The following is a 14,269-nucleotide window of genomic DNA, read 5'->3' on the forward strand; positions in this document are numbered from 1 at the left end:
ACGGACTGGCGGAAGGACTGGATATCGCTCATCAAAGACGCTCTCGGAGTTACCCGAGAGCTATGAATAGGAAAGACCCTATCCGTCAATAGGATTGATCACCTAGCTCACTTGCCAACGTGCCTGGTCGCCTCGGCGATCTTTTCGAAGTAGCGCGGCATGCCCCATTTGATCGACAGCGCGCTCGACGAGATCACCGCCATGTTGAGGATGCGGTCGTCCATCTTCACGTAGGCGCCGCTCCTCACCTGCGGCGCGCTGTCGATGTACGGCCGGGCGAAGAACTCGTCGGCGAGTTCTGGTGAGTTGAAGAAGCCGATGAGGATATCGGCCGGGATCTGGTCGAAGTTCTCGTAGCTGAGGGGGTACCAGAAGCCTTGCGGAGCACCCGCCGCGTCCGGCCGCGGCGGGATCACGAGGCCTGCCAGCGCCAGCAGCTTGGCGCGGGCATCGTCGGCAGAGTGGATGGCGGCGGCGCCGTTGTAGTCGATGAGCGTCACGGCGCTCTTGCGCGCCAGGGCCGGGTACTTGGCCGCTTCGTCGCGGATGAACTGCTCAAGCTCGGCGACCAGCGTCGCCGCCTCGGCGGATTTGCCCATCGCCTCACCGGAAATGGTGATCACCTGTTGCCAGGTCGCCGTCCACGGTGTCTCCGGATACGGCACCACCGGCGCGATCTGGCTCAGCAGCTTGTACTCGCCTTCGGTGATCCCCGAGTAGACCGCGAGGATCAGGTCGGGCTTCAGCGCCGCGATCTTCTCGATGGGCGCGCCGGCGCTGTCGTCGAAGGTGGTCGGCATCGCCCCTCCGGCCTTGGCGATCCCCTCTTCCACCCACGGCACGATATCCTTGTCGAAACCAGCGGAGCGGAAACTCGGGAAGCCCACGGGCACGGTGCCCAGTGCGATCGCCGCGTCCGTGGAGGACCAGCCGAGCGTCACGATGCGCTGCGGCGCGGCGGGGATCACGGTCTCGCCGAGGGCATGCTTGATGGTGACCGGGAAGGCCTGAGCGAAGGCCGGCGAAGCCAGCAGCGCGATGACCAGCGCCGCGGCGAGGTTGAGCAGTTTCGGCATGATCGATCTCACTTCTTGGCGTTGCGGGCGGCCGCAGCGATGATTTCGGCGTAGTGCGGGAAGCCCCAGCGCAGCGACAGCGCGCTCGGGGGTGAAACGGCGGCGACATACTCGATGCCGATGAGCGAGGCGAAAGCGCCCTTCTGGTACTGCGGCTGGCTGTGCGCATAGGGCTTCGAAAAGAACTCGTCCGAGGCCGCTTGCGTCTCGTAATAGGTGATGAGGATGTCGCTCTTCAGCTGGTCGAACAGCTCGTAGCTCAGCGGGTAGTAGAACGAACCGTCCTTGGGAGAGAGCTCGGTGACGCTTGGCGCCAGCACCAGCCCGATATCGGTGAGGAACTTCATGCGCGCATCGAGCGCATCGTAGACGGCGATGGAGCCATCGAAATCGTTCACCCCGGCAAAGGTGGTGCCGGCGATCTCGGGATACTTGGCCGCCTCGTCGGCGACGAACTTCAGCGTGTCGGCGACCACCTGCTCGGCTTCCACCGGCTTGCCGACGATCCGGCCGACGGTGCGCGTCACCTCCTGCCACGGCGTGCTCCACGGCTGATCCGGATAGGCCACGGTCGGCGCGATCTGGCTCAGGCGGGCATAGTCTTCGGCCTTGATGCCGGAGAACACCGCGACGATCACGTCGGGCTTGGCCGCGGCGATCTGCTCAAACGGGATCTCCTGCGTGTCCGACAGCTGGATCGGGGTCGCAGCCCCGAGCTCCTTCAGCCGCTCCTCGACCCACGGATGCAGGCCGTTCTCGCCGCCGCCATAGGTGGAGAACGGCATGGCGACCGGCACCACGCCCAGCGCCAGCAACGCATCATGGTTGCCCCAGCCCCAGGTGACGACGCGCTCCGGCGCTTTCTCGATCATTGTCTCGCCGAAGGCGTGCTTGATGGTGACGGGGAAGGACTGGGCCGCGGCGGGCGCCACGGCGACGACCAGCAGCGTCAGGACGGCGAGAAGGTGGCGAAGCATGATGGACCCTTTGGTGAGAACCAAAAGCTGATAATCATAGTCATGTTAATGAGCAAGGGGTAAAGGCGACGCGTGTCTCTCGGACTCACCAGGTCATTCCCGCGAAAGCGAAACCTCTGTTTTGCACCCGAGGCGCCATCGCAAACGGAAATCCCCCGCTTTCGCGGGGATGACGCCGGTGGTGGGGGAAACGACGGCACAAAAACAAGCGGCCCGGTCAGTGACCGGGCCGCCGCAAACTCTCTGCCGTCCGCTTACTTCGCAGCGGTGATCGGCACCACGTTGCCGTGGGTCGGCTGGCCCGACAGGAACTTCTTGATGTTGCGCGCCGCCTGCCGGATGCGCTGCTCGTTCTCGACCAGCGCCAGGCGGATGTACTGGTCGCCGTACTCGCCGAAGCCGACGCCCGGGGCGACGGCGACGCCGGTCTCCTGGATCAGGAGCTTCGCGAACTCCAGCGAGCCCAGATGCGCGAACTGGTCGGGGATCGGGGCCCAGGCGAACATCGTCGCCTTGGGCGACGGGATGTTCCAGCCGGCGCGGCCGAAGCTCTCCACCATCACGTCGCGGCGGGTGCGATAGACGTTGCGCACTTCATCGATGACGTCGTCCGAGCCGTTCAGCGCCGCGGCAGCCGCTACCTGGATCGGGGTGAACGCGCCGTAGTCGAGATACGACTTCACCCGGGTCAGCGCTGCGATCAGCCGCTCGTTGCCGACGGCGAAGCCGACGCGCCAGCCGGGCATCGAGTAGGTCTTGGACATCGAGGTGAACTCGACGGTGATGTCCATCGCGCCTTCGACCTGCAGCACCGAAGGCGGCACTTCGTCATCGAAATAGATTTCGGAGTAGGCGAGATCGGAGAGGATGAAGATCGAGTGCTCGCGGCAGTACTTGACCACTTCCTTGTAGAAATCCAGCGACGCCGTGTAGGCGGTCGGATTGGCCGGATAGTTGAGGATCAGCGCGATCGGCTTCGGAATCGAATGGCGAACCGCCCGATCCAGCGCGCGCATGAAATTCTCGTCCGGCTCGGCCGGCATGGAGCGAACCACGCCGCCACTCATGATGAAGCCGAAGGCGTGGATCGGATAGGTCGGGTTCGGCACCAGCACCACGTCGCCCGGGGCGGTGATCGCCGCCGCCATATTGGCGAAGCCCTCCTTCGAGCCCAGCGTCGCCACCACCTGCGTATTTGCGTCCACCTTCACGCCGAAGCGGCGGCCATAATAGCTCGCCTGGGCCTTGCGAAGACCCGGGATACCCTTCGACGACGAATAGCGGTGGGTGCGCGGGTCCTTTACCGTCTCCTGCAGCTTTTCAACGATGTGCTGCGGCGTCGGCATGTCGGGGTTGCCCATGCCCAAGTCGATGATGTCCACGCCGCTGGCGCGGAGCCGGGCCTTGATCGGATCGATGTGCGCGAAGACGTAGGGCGGAAGGCGGCGGATGCGGTGGAAATCTTCGTTCATTGGAACCTCGGTGACCCGCGACGCACCCGTGGTGCCCGCAACGCCTTCAGTGAGGCGCCGATTATCGCGGAATTATGGTCTTGACTCGGTTAAGCCGCGTGTGCGGCAGGCTCGTTCGGTTCCGCTCTCCCCAGCCGCATTGCGGCGCTCGGGGAGAGCTAGCGAGCGGGGGCGCTAGCGCATGCGGCCGCACCGGCAAAACCGGCGGCTGCAATTAGCGCTGCTACTCCCTGAGTCATGTCCAAAACCCTGAGCGAGGATTGCGGAGCTTTAGTGGCCGAGATGGGCGGAGGTCAAGTGCGCTCTGACGCCCCCACGCCCCTCACCGGCAGGTATTTCAGGAACTGGTCGGTGCTGGCGCCCCAGGAGAACTGCTCGGCATAGTCCCGGCAGCCATCGCGAGGGATATCGAGCGCCTTGATTGCTGCCGCCTTGAGGTCGTGGTTCAGCACGCCAACCGGCGCATCACCAATCACGTCGATCGGGCCGGTCACCGGGAACGCCGCGACCGGCGTACCGCTCGCCAGCGCCTCGAGCAGCACGAGGCCAAAGGTGTCGGTTTTGGATGGAAACACGAAGACGTCGGCCGAAGCGAACAGCCGCGCCAGTTCCTCGCCCTGCTTGGGGCCCGCGAACACCACGTCGGGGTATTCCGCCTTGAGCTTTTCGAGGCTGGGCCCCCCGCCTACCACCAGTTTGGTCCCAGGCAGGTCGAGCGCCACGAAGGCCTCGATGTTCTTTTCCACCGCCACGCGCCCGACATAGAGGAACACCGGTCCATTCCAGGCCAGGGGCTCACGGCGGGCGGGGTTGAAAAGCTCGGTATCGACGCCCTTCTGCCAGATCACCGCGTTGGTGAAGCCGCGCTGCTCCAGCAGCGTCTTCAAATGCGGCGTCCCCACGAGACAGTACTTCGCCGCGCCATGGAACCAGCGCAGGAACCGGTAGCTCCAGCGCAGGGGCACCGGCAGCCGGGCCCGCAGGTACTCAGGGAACTGCGTGTGATAGGCGGAAGAGAACGCGAAACCGTTCCGCCGGCACCAGCGCCGCGCCATGATGCCGAGCGGCCCCTCGGTTGCAATGTGAATCGCATCCGGTGCCGCCGCCTCGATCCGCGCGTAGACCGGCTTCATCAGCGTCCGGCTCAGTCGAATCTCGCCATAGCCGGGCATCGGGAAGGTCTTGAATTCGTTCGGCGTCAGCAGTTTGACGGTGATGCCGCGCTTTTCCATCTCTCGCGCCACCAGCTCGATCGAGCGCACCACCCCGTTGATCTGTGGGTGCCAGGCGTCGGTGACGATGAGAACGGTCTTGGGCTGCGGCATTGGCTGCTCGTCTGAACGCGGCAATGCGTATCGTGGACGGACGGTGCTCGCAAGCGGCCGTAGTTGCGGTCCATGCCCAAGCCACTCTACGCTGGTCCGGATCGGAGCATCCATGCGTATGCCTTTCTCGACTGGACTGGGCTGGTTGCGCTACCGCCCGGCTCCCACTCGCCCAAGCGAAGCGGATGCGGCGCTGGTGCGCGACTTCCTCGACAGCGGCATCGAAGCGGAGCAACGCTACGAGACGCTGTTCCGCTACTTCGTTGATGGCTTCCTCGCCGCCGCGACGCCCGATTTCGAGCGCGCCCAGTATCGCGGCAGGGGTAGCCTGCACGGCTATCGCGTCGCTGGAGTCGAAGGGTTTGCGCGAACCGCCCCGCTCTTTGCTGCCTGGATTGCCGGCGGCCGCGGCCCGGTGATTTCCGACCTGCCGAGCGGTCGCAGCGTCGACCTCGCCCAGTTGCTCGCCTCCGGGCTCACGGCCGGAGCCGATCCGGCGCATCCCGCCTACTGGAGCGATCCCTACGACTGGGCCCAGGTTCTGGTCGAGGCCAGCGACATCGCGGTGACGCTGTGGATCGGGCGGGACACCATCTGGCCGATGCTCGATGCCCGGACGCAATCCAACCTCCTCACCTGGCTGCGCCGTGCGGCTGCCTCGGATCGGCCGGTCAACAACTGGCTGCTGTTCGGCGCCACTTGCGAGGCCGTCGTCGCCGCGCTCGAGGGGCGGACCGTCACGGCGCTCCCGGACTATGAGAGGTTCAAGCCACACTATCTCGCCCATGGCTGGTTCTCGGATTCGGCGACCCACCGGGTGGTCGACTACTACAATGTCTGGGGCATCACCTATCAGCTGGCGTTCCTGCATCTGATGCATCCCGATTACGACGCCGAGTTCATGCGCAGCGCCGTCCTCGCCTCGGCCGACCTCACAGCGCATCTGATCAGCCCGCAAGGCATCCCGATCATGGGACGGAGCGTCTGCTATCGCACCGCCGCCAGCGCTCCCCTGTCGGTCGCCGCGCTGCTCGATCCGAGCCCACAGCGGCTCGGCCTGTCGCGTCGGGCCAACGACTGTGTCTGGCGATACTTCCTTGCCCATGGCGCGGCGCGCGACGGCACCCTGACCCAGGGCTATTTCGGCGACGATCCGCGGCTCCTCGACAGCTACTCCGGCCCGGGTAGCAGCCATTGGGGCTTACGCTCGGTGATCCCGACGCTGCTGCATCCGCCGGGTTCAGCATACTGGACCGCTCCTGAGCAGCCGCTGCCGGTCGAGGTTGAGGACTACCGGCTGGACCTGCCCGAACTCGGCTGGGTCATCGAAGGGGAGGAGACCTCAGGCGATATCCGAATCGTCATTCCCGAGAACAGGGGCAATCGCCCTGCCCTTCGGCCCTACAGCTGGAAGCACCGGATGCGGGAGCTGCTGCGCGAACGGGCACAGCGACCGAACAACCACGCCGCCGCCTACGACGCCGAGGTCTATTCGGCGCTCGATCCCTACCCGCTGAAGCGGTAGCCAAAAGAAAAGGCCCGCCGAAGCGGGCCTTTCCGGAAATCTGAGAACTCGAAGCTTAGCGCTTGGAGAACTGGAACGAACGACGGGCCTTGGCCTTGCCGTACTTCTTGCGCTCGACCACGCGGCTGTCGCGGGTGAGGAAACCGCCGGCCTTCAGCACGCCGCGCAGCTCGGGTTCGAAATAGGTGAGCGCCTTGGAGATGCCGTGACGCACAGCACCGGCCTGGCCGGAGAGACCGCCGCCGGAAACCGTGGCGACGATGTCGTACTGGTCCTTGCGGGCCGCGGCGACGATCGGCTGCTGCAGCACCATCTGGAGCACCGGACGGGCGAAGAAGGCGTTGAACTCCTTGCCGTTGACGGTGATCTTGCCGTTACCCGGCTTCACCCAGACGCGGGCAATGGCGTTCTTGCGCTTGCCGGTGGCATAGGCACGGCCCTGCGCGTCGAGCTTCTGGACATGCACCGGCGCGTCATTGACGACGGCGGCGACCGAAGCGGTGCCCAGGTCTTCGAGCGAATTGATGGTCTCGGCCATTACTTGGCCCTCACATTCTTGGAGTTGAACGAAGCGACGTCGAGCTTCACGGGCGCCTGGGCCTCATGCGGGTGGGTCTCACCAGCGTAAACGCGCAGGTTGCCGTACTGCTTGCGGCCGAGCGGGCCTTCCGGGATCATGCGGCGGACGGCGTTCTCGAGCACGCGCTCGGGGAATCGGCCTTCCAGCAGCTGGCGCTGCGTACGGTCCTTGATGCCGCCGGGATAACCGGTGTGCCAGAAGAACCGGCGCTGATCGAGCTTCTTGCCGGTCAGCTTCACCTTGTCGGCATTGATCACGACGACGTGGTCGCCGGTATCCATGTGCGGGGTGTAGGTCGGCAGGTGCTTGCCGCGCAGACGCATGGCGATGATGGAGGCGACGCGGCCAACCACCAGATCCTTGGCGTCGATCAGGATCCACTTCTTCTGGATCTCGTCCGGCTTCGCCGTGTAGGTGCTCATTTCGTTTTCCTTGAAAGCGGACAGAGAGACCCCTGCCCCGTATTCGTGGCGCGGATATACGGACGCGACTGCAAAGCGTCAAGCGGAAAGATTTAGCGCTGTATTTTCAATGGTTTGCGTTGTTGGTATTATGATACCACATGCTAAGTAATTGATTTTGCTCACTCTACACCACTCCACTGGCCGTCATCCCGGCGAAAGCCGGGACGCACTGCTCGAAAGTCGGAACGGCACTGCCCTTCCGGTCTGTCACAGCAAGGTCGGAGAGGCCTGTCCGCCTGAGACCGGCGAGCACTGGGTCCCGGCTTTCGCCGGGATGACGGCCAGTGGGGAGGCAACTACGAGTGGACTAAGCTCGCCGCGGCGTCGCGTCAGCGAGATACGCCGTCACGGCTCCTGCCAGCATGAAGGCCAGCGCCTGGTGGCCCAGTGCCAGCGAGATCGGCACCATGTTGAGCAGCGTCGCAATACCGAGCGCCACCTGCAGCAAGATCAGCGCCGAAATGCGGGGCAGCCAGCCGTGTACGCCGCCGAAGCCGCCGCGCGGCGATTGCCGCCACAGCAGCCACCCGACATAGAGCACGACCGCATAGGCGATCATCCGGTGGATGAACTGCACGGTCAGCGTGTTCTCGAACAGGTTCTTCCAGAACGGGTCTATGGCGTCCAACCCCTGCGGGATCAGCGCTCCATCCATCAACGGCCAGGTGTTGTAGCCCATGCCGGCATCGAGCCCGGCCACGAAGGCGCCCGCCGCGATCTGGACCAGGATCAGCAGCAACAGGAGCCACACCGGCCAACCCGTGGGGGTGGCATCCTTGGCGGGCTCGAGCCGCCGCGCCACCCAGATCAGCGCGATGAACAGCAGCGCCGCCGCGCTAAGGTGCGCCGCCAGCCGGTACTGCGAAACCGAGGTCAGCTCCGACAGGCCCGACGAGACCATCCACCAGCCGAGAAAGCCCTGGAAGCCCCCAAGCACGAACAGCCCGGCGAGCGGGGCCGCGAGGCTCCAGGTGAAGCGCTTCTGGAACAGGAACACCAGGAACGGCACCGCGAAGGCCAGCCCGATGAAACGGCCAAGGAAGCGGTGCGCCCACTCCCACCAGAAGATCGACTTGAAGTCCTCGATCCCCATCCAGGAGTTCTGGACCCCCTGCGGGATCAGCTTGTAGGCCTCGAACTCGGCCTGCCAGTCGGCATCGGACAGCGGCGGAATGGTGCCGGAAACCGGCTTCCATGAGGTGATCGAAAGCCCCGACTCGGTCAGCCGCGTCGCGCCGCCCACCACCACCATGGTCAGCACCAGGAGCGCCACCAGGTAGAGCCAGATCCGGACCGGCTTCAGCCGATCGCGGGTGGATACTGCTGCTGTGGCAGTTTGTTCGGTTGCGCTGAGGGCCAAGATGGGTTCCTTTCGCCCCGAACTACTCCCGGCGGCGGCCGTCTGACAATGGCCGCGATGCCGCATCCCGACCCAGGAAATCCATGACCCAGTCCACCCGCAAGCTGCTCGGCACCATCCTGATCCTGCTTTCGCTGCTCGTCTGGTCGGTGCTCGGCATGTGGATCTACATGAGCTTCCTCGGCGCCGCCGTATGGTGGCTGCTCATCGGCTTCTTCGCCGTAATGGGCATGGGCTGGTTCTTCCCGGCGACCTGGATCATCCGCTGGATGGCCAAGCCAGATAAGTAGCCCGCCCTACTCCCAGCGCACCTTGGCGCCGAGAGCGCTGAGCTTTTCTACGAAGTGCGGATAGGCCCGCCGGATCGGGTCAGCGTTCTTGATGCGCGACTCGCCGGGGATCTGGATCGCCGCCAGGAGCAGGGCCACCACCACCCGGATGATGTACGGCGCCTCGACCGTCGCCGGCCGCAGCGGATTGCCGCCGAACACCACCAGCCGGTGCGGGTCGGACAGGTGCACCCGGGCGCCGAATTTCAGCAGCTCCGCGCTCCAGCCCAGCGCACCCTCGTAGACCTTGTTCCAGAACATGATGTCGCCGGTGCAACCGACCGAGATGCCGATGGCATGCGGCAGGAGGTCCGCCGGGAAATACGGCCAGGGTGCCGCCTCGATCTTGGGCAGCATCTCGGCGGTGTAGGGCTCGGTCACCTTGCGAGTCCAGCCGGTCGCCGTGACCTTCCCCTCGCCCACCTCGAACTCCAGCCCGAGCTTGCCGAACTGGCGGAGGATCAGCGTCAGCTGCGGGCCCATGTCGGTCTCGACCGTCAGCCGGCCGCCGGTCACCGCGCCGATGGCGAGGAAGGTCGCGACCTCGTGGTGGTCATCGGGAACCCGCGCGGTCGTGCCCGACAGCTTGCCCACGCCCCGCACGGTCAGCCGCGAGGTGCCGATGCCGTCAATATCGGCGCCCATCGCCGCCAGCATGTCGCACAGCGCCTGCACATGCGGCTCCGACGCGGCGTTGTTCATGGTGGAGGTGCCCTTGGCGAGCGCCGCGATCATCACGAAGGTCTCGGTCGCGGTTACCGACGCGTAGTCGGGCCACATATCGGTGCCGCGGATCTCGTTGCGCCGCTCGACACGGAACGGATGCGTGCCGGCGATCGTGCCGCCGAAGCGCTCGAGGATCTCGAGATGCGGGTCGATCTCACGCACGCCGAGTGCGCAGCCCTTGGCCTCGGTGTCGAAAATCAGGTGGTCGCTGCGAAGCAGCACCGGCGCCAGCAGCAGCACGGCAGCCCGAATGCCCACCGGCAGCTCGGCATCGGACGTGGCGAAGGCCTTGAAGTCGTGCTGGATGGTCAGCGTCCGCGCCTCGAGGCTGCGCTCCACACGAGAGCCCTTGGTGCGGAAATACTCGACCAGCTTGTCGATGTCGCTGATCTCGGGGACGTTGCTCAGCGTCACTTCCTCGTCGGTCAGCAAGGTGGCGCAGAGCATGGGGAGCACCGCGTTCTTGTTGCCGGACGGACGGATGGTGCCCGAAACCGGGTGCGCGCCGTCGACGATGAGGTCTGCCATGAAAGCTCCGAAAGTGAATCAGTCCGAATGGGAGGCGAGATGAACCCGATCAACCCGGCAGCATTGAGAACACCGCCGGGGTGGCGAAGACATCGACATAGCGCCGCGACTGGAACTGCCCGTTGAGTGACACCCGCGGCAGCGAGTGGAGGCTATGCCGATGGCCGGCATAAAGTCCGCCCGGCCGCGTCGTTACCGCCGTGCGCAACCCCAGTTCGCGAGCCAGGGTATACTCCCGCGGCCCGGCCGAGGCACTCCCGCCAATCGGGTAGCTGAGATGCAGCGGCGTCTTGCCGAACTGCGCCTTCAGGATGCGGACCGATTGCTCGATCTCGTTGCGCGCGTCGGCCGGACTGAGCTTTGCCAGCTCATAGTGGTGCACCGTGTGCGCGCCGATAGTGCAGAGCGGCTCGGCGGCGAAGTTCCGCAGCTCGGACCAATCCATGATCAACTCGCGGCAATGCTGCGCCAGGTCGAAATTGTACTGCCGGGCGAGGTCGCGGATCAGCTTGACGCGGTCGGCTTCGGGCATGGTGCGCATGCGCCGATAGAGGCTGTCGAAGGCCCGCTGCTTTTCCTCAAGGCTCGCGGTGACGAAATACTCGGTGTCGCCAGCATAGGTCACGGCCAGCGCATTCTGCCCTGCGACGATATCCTCGAGCGTCTGCCACCACACCTCGCCGACCCCATCGACCAGCGCCGTCGGCACATAGAGGGTGAACGGGCACTGCTGGCGCCGCAGGATCGGCAACGCGTATCTCAGATTGTCGCGGTAGGCGTCGTCGAAGGTGAAGACCACGAAGGGCTTTGCCGGCTCGTCCGCCTCGATGCGGCGCGCCGCCTCGTCCATGTCGACGATGTCGAAGCCGAGTTCGCGCACCCGCCCGATGGTGAACTCGAGGAAGTCCGGCTTCACCTGCAGGATGGCGTTGGGCGAGAAATCCGCTGGGTCGTCGGGCAGCACTCGATGGAGGGTGAAGATGACACCGCGCGATTTGGAGCGGCTGCGGATCAGGCGCGTCAGCTGGCTCGCCCACAACAGCTCGAAGGCGGCGCCGATCAGCCTGTACTTGAACTCGGCCATCGGGCTTACGCCACGTCGGCCCTGACGGCAGGGAGACTCACCACGCGACCAACCTCGAAACCGAGCGCCACGATATCGCGCCGTGCCGCAGACACGGCCACCGGGCCGCTCGCCTCGCTTGCCACCAGCACCACAGTGGCGCGCGCTCCGCTGAACAGTGGCAGGCCCGAAGCCACGCCAACGCGCCCGGTGTCGACGATCACCACATGATAGATGTCGGCCAGCGCCTCGATCAGGGTCAGTGGCCGTGACGACCGGCGATCCAGCGTCGACAGCCGGCCCCAGGGCACTTCCGCGAGATTCTCGCCGGCACGCTGCATGACGTCGCCATAGTCGGCCCGCTCCGCCGCGAGGTCGGTCAGGCCAAGTGCGGTGCCGGCTTCGCCGCTTCCGGCGTCCACGACAACGGCGCTCAGGTCGCTCATCAGCGCGTCCTCCAGCAACCGGTCGATCACGATAACGGCCTCAGGCCCATCGTCGAGCCTCGCGAGCAGCACCGTACGCAATTGATGTGAGCTGACCGCGGCCGACAGTTGCGTCAGGTCATCAGCCACTGGAGGCCGGGAGGCGGCCGCAGGGCTCGCTTGCCCGGCGACCCTCGGCTCGTCGGCGATCGCGTCGGCCACAGCGATTGCCACCGCCTCGGCATCCTCGGGCAGCGCTTCCTCTTCCGAAACCGCCACGGTCTCCCGCTCGACCAGCGCACGTCCGGACATCAGCTCGCCGAACAGAACCGCCCCGATCTGCAACGCCAGCGCCACGAAGCCGACGGCACCGAGGATCAGCGGGATCTTCGGCGAAGCCGGCTCTGCAGACGGGGCGGCCTCGCTGACGATGCGGACATCGGGTAGTGCCGAGTTGGAAGCGGTACGCGACACGGCATCGGAGTATTTCGCCAGGTAATTTTCCAGCAGGTCACGCTGCGCCTTGGCTTCGCGCTCGAGGCTATCGAGCGTCACGTTGCCCTTGGTGGCGTCGCCGGCGGTGAGCTTGGCGCGGGTCAGGTCATCGCGCAGCCGCTGCTCCAGGTCGGCCTCGACCTTCGCCTCGGCAACGAGCGAATCCGCCACGCGATCGGCCTCGGCGACGATCTGCTTGCCGAGTTCGCCGATCTGCGCCTTCAGCGCCTTGATCGTCGGGTGGTTGGCGAGCAGCGTCGTCGACTTCTGCGCCAGGTCGGCCTGCAGGTTCGCCTTGGTCTGCAACAGGCTCTGGATCACCACCGAGTTGCGGACGTCGTTGACGCCGTCGAGCGACTGCCCGGAAGCCAGCAGCCCGCGGATCACCTGCGCCCGCGCCTCGGCATCGTTCTTGCGCTGCTGCGCTTCGGCGATCTGCGTGCTGACAACGGTCAGCTGCTGGTCTGTCACCGGCACACTGTTGGCCCCGACGAACAGGTCGTTGTCGACCTTGTAATTGGCCACCGCGGTTTCCGCCGCGCTCACCTTGGGACGCAGCTTGTCGATCTCTTCCTGCAGCCACACCGTGGCATCCGCGGTATCGGTCAGCGACTGGGCACCACGGCGCTTCACATGCGCTGCCGCGATGGCGTTGGCGACACGAGCCGCCAGTTCCGCGTCGGTCGAGCGCACGAAGATCGAAATGACGGCCGAGTCGCGCTCGCGGATCACTGTCATCCGGTCCGCCAGGTTGCCGAGCACCGTCTCGTCGACGCTACGCGCTTCAGGCCCACGGCCGATCAGCCGCATGACGAAGCCGATCGGCGAGAAGCCGGCATTGGAGAACTCCGGCACCGAACGCAGGTTCTGCGAATCGACCACCTCGAGCAGCAGGTCGCGCGATTTGATCAGCTCGATCTGGCTCGACATCAGCGCTTCGGTGTTCACCGAACTGCCGCTCGTCGGCGCCTCCATGGCGGCGCGCGTGTAGATATTGTCGCGCGCCTCGACCAGGAGGCTCGCCGAGGATTCGTAGGTCTTGGGCATGAACAGCAGGACCGCGGCGGTCGCCACCAGCAGCAGAGCCGTGACGAGCACGATCCGCAGCCCGCGCGACAGCACGGCGGCAACGAGCGCCCCCACGTCCATCCGCATATCTTCGGCGCGCTCGATATCCGAACTCACTCGCCCGCCCTCACTGTTACACCCGAGCTATGGGCCCATCGTGGTAAGCATTCGGTTAAGCGGCCTCGCAATGTGAGAGCCGCAGCGTGATTTTCTAAGCAGAATGTTAACCATAGCGCCCCGACACTGACACCCTGATCAGGGTTTCCAGGGATGGCCATGCGCTGGCTGCGTTTCCTCCTCATTTTGCTGCTCGTACCGCTCGCGGCCTGCGCCATGAACGGCCGTCCCTCGACCTACCTGGTCGACGTGAAAGGCCCTTACGCGCTCGATACCGGCGACGTCGTCCGGGTCAGCGTCTATGGCGAGGCCGAGCTCTCCAAGAGCTACCAGGTCGACGACTCGGGCGCCGTGGCGCTGCCGCTGGTCGGTCCGGTGAAGGTGCGCGGCAAGACCACCCAGCTTGCCGCCGCCTCGATCACCGCCGCGCTCGCTGAGGGCTACATCCGCGAGCCGAGTGTTGCAGTCGAAATCGAGACTTACCGTCCATTCTTCATCCAGGGCGCGATCAAGAACGGCGGCCAGTTCCCCTATGTCTACGGTATGACGGTTCGCGCCGCGATCAGCACCGCCGGTGGATTCTCCGATACGGCCGACCGCGGCAGGGCGATCGTCTACCGCCGGCAGGGCAACCAGATGGCAAAGGGGACGGTCGACCTCGACTTCCCCATTTACCCCGGAGATACCATCGTGGTGTCGGAGCGCTGGCTCTAAAGGGTTCGGAAACCCCGGTACGCAA

At 65.4% G+C, this 14,269-nt stretch carries 13 protein-coding genes; 3 read left to right on the forward strand and 10 right to left on the reverse strand.

Translation table 11 applies throughout. The annotated features are described in order from the left end of the window. Positions 1-107 precede the first annotated feature (107 nt). The 4 genes from AC1DWU_RS16785 to AC1DWU_RS16800 form a co-directional block, all read right to left on the reverse strand. Positions 108-1,076 carry an iron-siderophore ABC transporter substrate-binding protein gene (locus AC1DWU_RS16785; protein ID WP_477151142.1) on the reverse strand — a complete coding sequence of 323 codons (969 nt, stop codon included), beginning with the start codon at positions 1,074-1,076 and terminating at the stop codon, positions 108-110. Between the two features lie 8 nt (positions 1,077-1,084). Then, the gene (locus tag AC1DWU_RS16790; RefSeq protein ID WP_477151143.1) at positions 1,085-2,053 is read right to left on the reverse strand and encodes an iron-siderophore ABC transporter substrate-binding protein; all 969 of its coding nucleotides are present in this window, start codon (positions 2,051-2,053) and stop codon (positions 1,085-1,087) included. Between the two features lie 254 nt (positions 2,054-2,307). Next, entirely contained in the window at positions 2,308-3,525 is a 1,218-nt protein-coding gene (locus tag AC1DWU_RS16795) for an LL-diaminopimelate aminotransferase (RefSeq protein WP_477151144.1), read from the reverse strand. 293 nt (positions 3,526-3,818) lie between these two features. Continuing rightward, positions 3,819-4,850 (reverse strand): glycosyltransferase family 4 protein, encoded by a 1,032-nt coding sequence (locus tag AC1DWU_RS16800; RefSeq protein WP_477151145.1) that lies wholly within the window; start codon positions 4,848-4,850, stop codon positions 3,819-3,821. Between the two features lie 112 nt (positions 4,851-4,962). Here AC1DWU_RS16800 and AC1DWU_RS16805 point away from each other — a divergent pair, with 112 nt between their 5' ends. Continuing rightward, positions 4,963-6,375 (forward strand): DUF2264 domain-containing protein, encoded by a 1,413-nt coding sequence (locus AC1DWU_RS16805; protein WP_477151146.1) that lies wholly within the window; start codon positions 4,963-4,965, stop codon positions 6,373-6,375. A gap of 55 nt (positions 6,376-6,430) precedes the next feature. On the opposite strand, the gene rpsI is transcribed toward AC1DWU_RS16805, so the two are convergent. From rpsI to AC1DWU_RS16820, 3 genes are all read right to left on the reverse strand, one after another. After that, a complete protein-coding gene (rpsI, locus tag AC1DWU_RS16810) occupies positions 6,431-6,913 on the reverse strand; it encodes a 30S ribosomal protein S9 (RefSeq protein ID WP_477151147.1) in 483 nt (160 codons plus the stop codon). Beyond that, the gene (rplM, locus tag AC1DWU_RS16815; RefSeq protein ID WP_477151148.1) at positions 6,913-7,377 is read right to left on the reverse strand and encodes a 50S ribosomal protein L13; all 465 of its coding nucleotides are present in this window, start codon (positions 7,375-7,377) and stop codon (positions 6,913-6,915) included. Before rplM ends, rpsI begins: the two co-directional genes overlap by 1 nt. Positions 7,378-7,726: 349 nt before the next feature. Then, positions 7,727-8,779, reverse strand: a complete 1,053-nt coding sequence (locus AC1DWU_RS16820; RefSeq protein WP_477151149.1) for a COX15/CtaA family protein — start codon at positions 8,777-8,779, stop codon at positions 7,727-7,729. Between the two features lie 83 nt (positions 8,780-8,862). Between AC1DWU_RS16820 and AC1DWU_RS16825 the strand changes: the two genes are divergently transcribed. Beyond that, positions 8,863-9,069 (forward strand): DUF2842 domain-containing protein, encoded by a 207-nt coding sequence (locus AC1DWU_RS16825; RefSeq protein WP_477151150.1) that lies wholly within the window; start codon positions 8,863-8,865, stop codon positions 9,067-9,069. Between the two features lie 6 nt (positions 9,070-9,075). On the opposite strand, the gene AC1DWU_RS16830 is transcribed toward AC1DWU_RS16825, so the two are convergent. Genes AC1DWU_RS16830 through AC1DWU_RS16840 form a run of 3 tightly spaced genes read right to left on the reverse strand, consistent with a single transcriptional unit; the run spans position 9,076 to position 13,530 of the window. Then, a complete protein-coding gene (locus tag AC1DWU_RS16830; protein ID WP_477151151.1) occupies positions 9,076-10,362 on the reverse strand; it encodes a UDP-N-acetylglucosamine 1-carboxyvinyltransferase in 1,287 nt (428 codons plus the stop codon). A 49-nt stretch (positions 10,363-10,411) separates the two neighbouring features. Then, positions 10,412-11,446, reverse strand: coding sequence for a polysaccharide deacetylase family protein (locus tag AC1DWU_RS16835; protein ID WP_477151152.1), 1,035 nt, complete (start codon positions 11,444-11,446; stop codon positions 10,412-10,414). 5 nt (positions 11,447-11,451) lie between these two features. Beyond that, positions 11,452-13,530 (reverse strand): GumC family protein, encoded by a 2,079-nt coding sequence (locus AC1DWU_RS16840; protein WP_477151153.1) that lies wholly within the window; start codon positions 13,528-13,530, stop codon positions 11,452-11,454. 159 nt (positions 13,531-13,689) lie between these two features. On the opposite strand from AC1DWU_RS16840, the gene AC1DWU_RS16845 reads away from it, so the two are divergent. After that, positions 13,690-14,244 carry a polysaccharide biosynthesis/export family protein gene (locus AC1DWU_RS16845; protein ID WP_477151154.1) on the forward strand — a complete coding sequence of 185 codons (555 nt, stop codon included), beginning with the start codon at positions 13,690-13,692 and terminating at the stop codon, positions 14,242-14,244. Positions 14,245-14,269: the final 25 nt, after the last annotated feature.

This window comes from Devosia sp. P2_G7 (genome assembly GCF_056403495.1).

Bases quoted from the DNA above. Each gene is read 5' to 3' on its own strand.
- AC1DWU_RS16785 (WP_477151142.1), bottom strand. From the start codon at position 1,076: ATGCCGAAACTGCTCAACCTCGCCGCGGCGCTGGTCATCGCGCTGCTG.
- AC1DWU_RS16790 (WP_477151143.1), bottom strand. From the start codon at position 2,053: ATGCTTCGCCACCTTCTCGCCGTCCTGACGCTGCTGGTCGTCGCCGTG.
- AC1DWU_RS16795 (WP_477151144.1), bottom strand. From the start codon at position 3,525: ATGAACGAAGATTTCCACCGCATCCGCCGCCTTCCGCCCTACGTCTTC.
- AC1DWU_RS16800 (WP_477151145.1), bottom strand. From the start codon at position 4,850: ATGCCGCAGCCCAAGACCGTTCTCATCGTCACCGACGCCTGGCACCCA.
- AC1DWU_RS16805 (WP_477151146.1), top strand. From the start codon at position 4,963: ATGCGTATGCCTTTCTCGACTGGACTGGGCTGGTTGCGCTACCGCCCG.
- rpsI (WP_477151147.1), bottom strand. From the start codon at position 6,913: ATGGCCGAGACCATCAATTCGCTCGAAGACCTGGGCACCGCTTCGGTC.
- rplM (WP_477151148.1), bottom strand. From the start codon at position 7,377: ATGAGCACCTACACGGCGAAGCCGGACGAGATCCAGAAGAAGTGGATC.
- AC1DWU_RS16825 (WP_477151150.1), top strand. From the start codon at position 8,863: ATGACCCAGTCCACCCGCAAGCTGCTCGGCACCATCCTGATCCTGCTT.
- AC1DWU_RS16830 (WP_477151151.1), bottom strand. From the start codon at position 10,362: ATGGCAGACCTCATCGTCGACGGCGCGCACCCGGTTTCGGGCACCATC.
- AC1DWU_RS16835 (WP_477151152.1), bottom strand. From the start codon at position 11,446: ATGGCCGAGTTCAAGTACAGGCTGATCGGCGCCGCCTTCGAGCTGTTG.
- AC1DWU_RS16845 (WP_477151154.1), top strand. From the start codon at position 13,690: ATGCGCTGGCTGCGTTTCCTCCTCATTTTGCTGCTCGTACCGCTCGCG.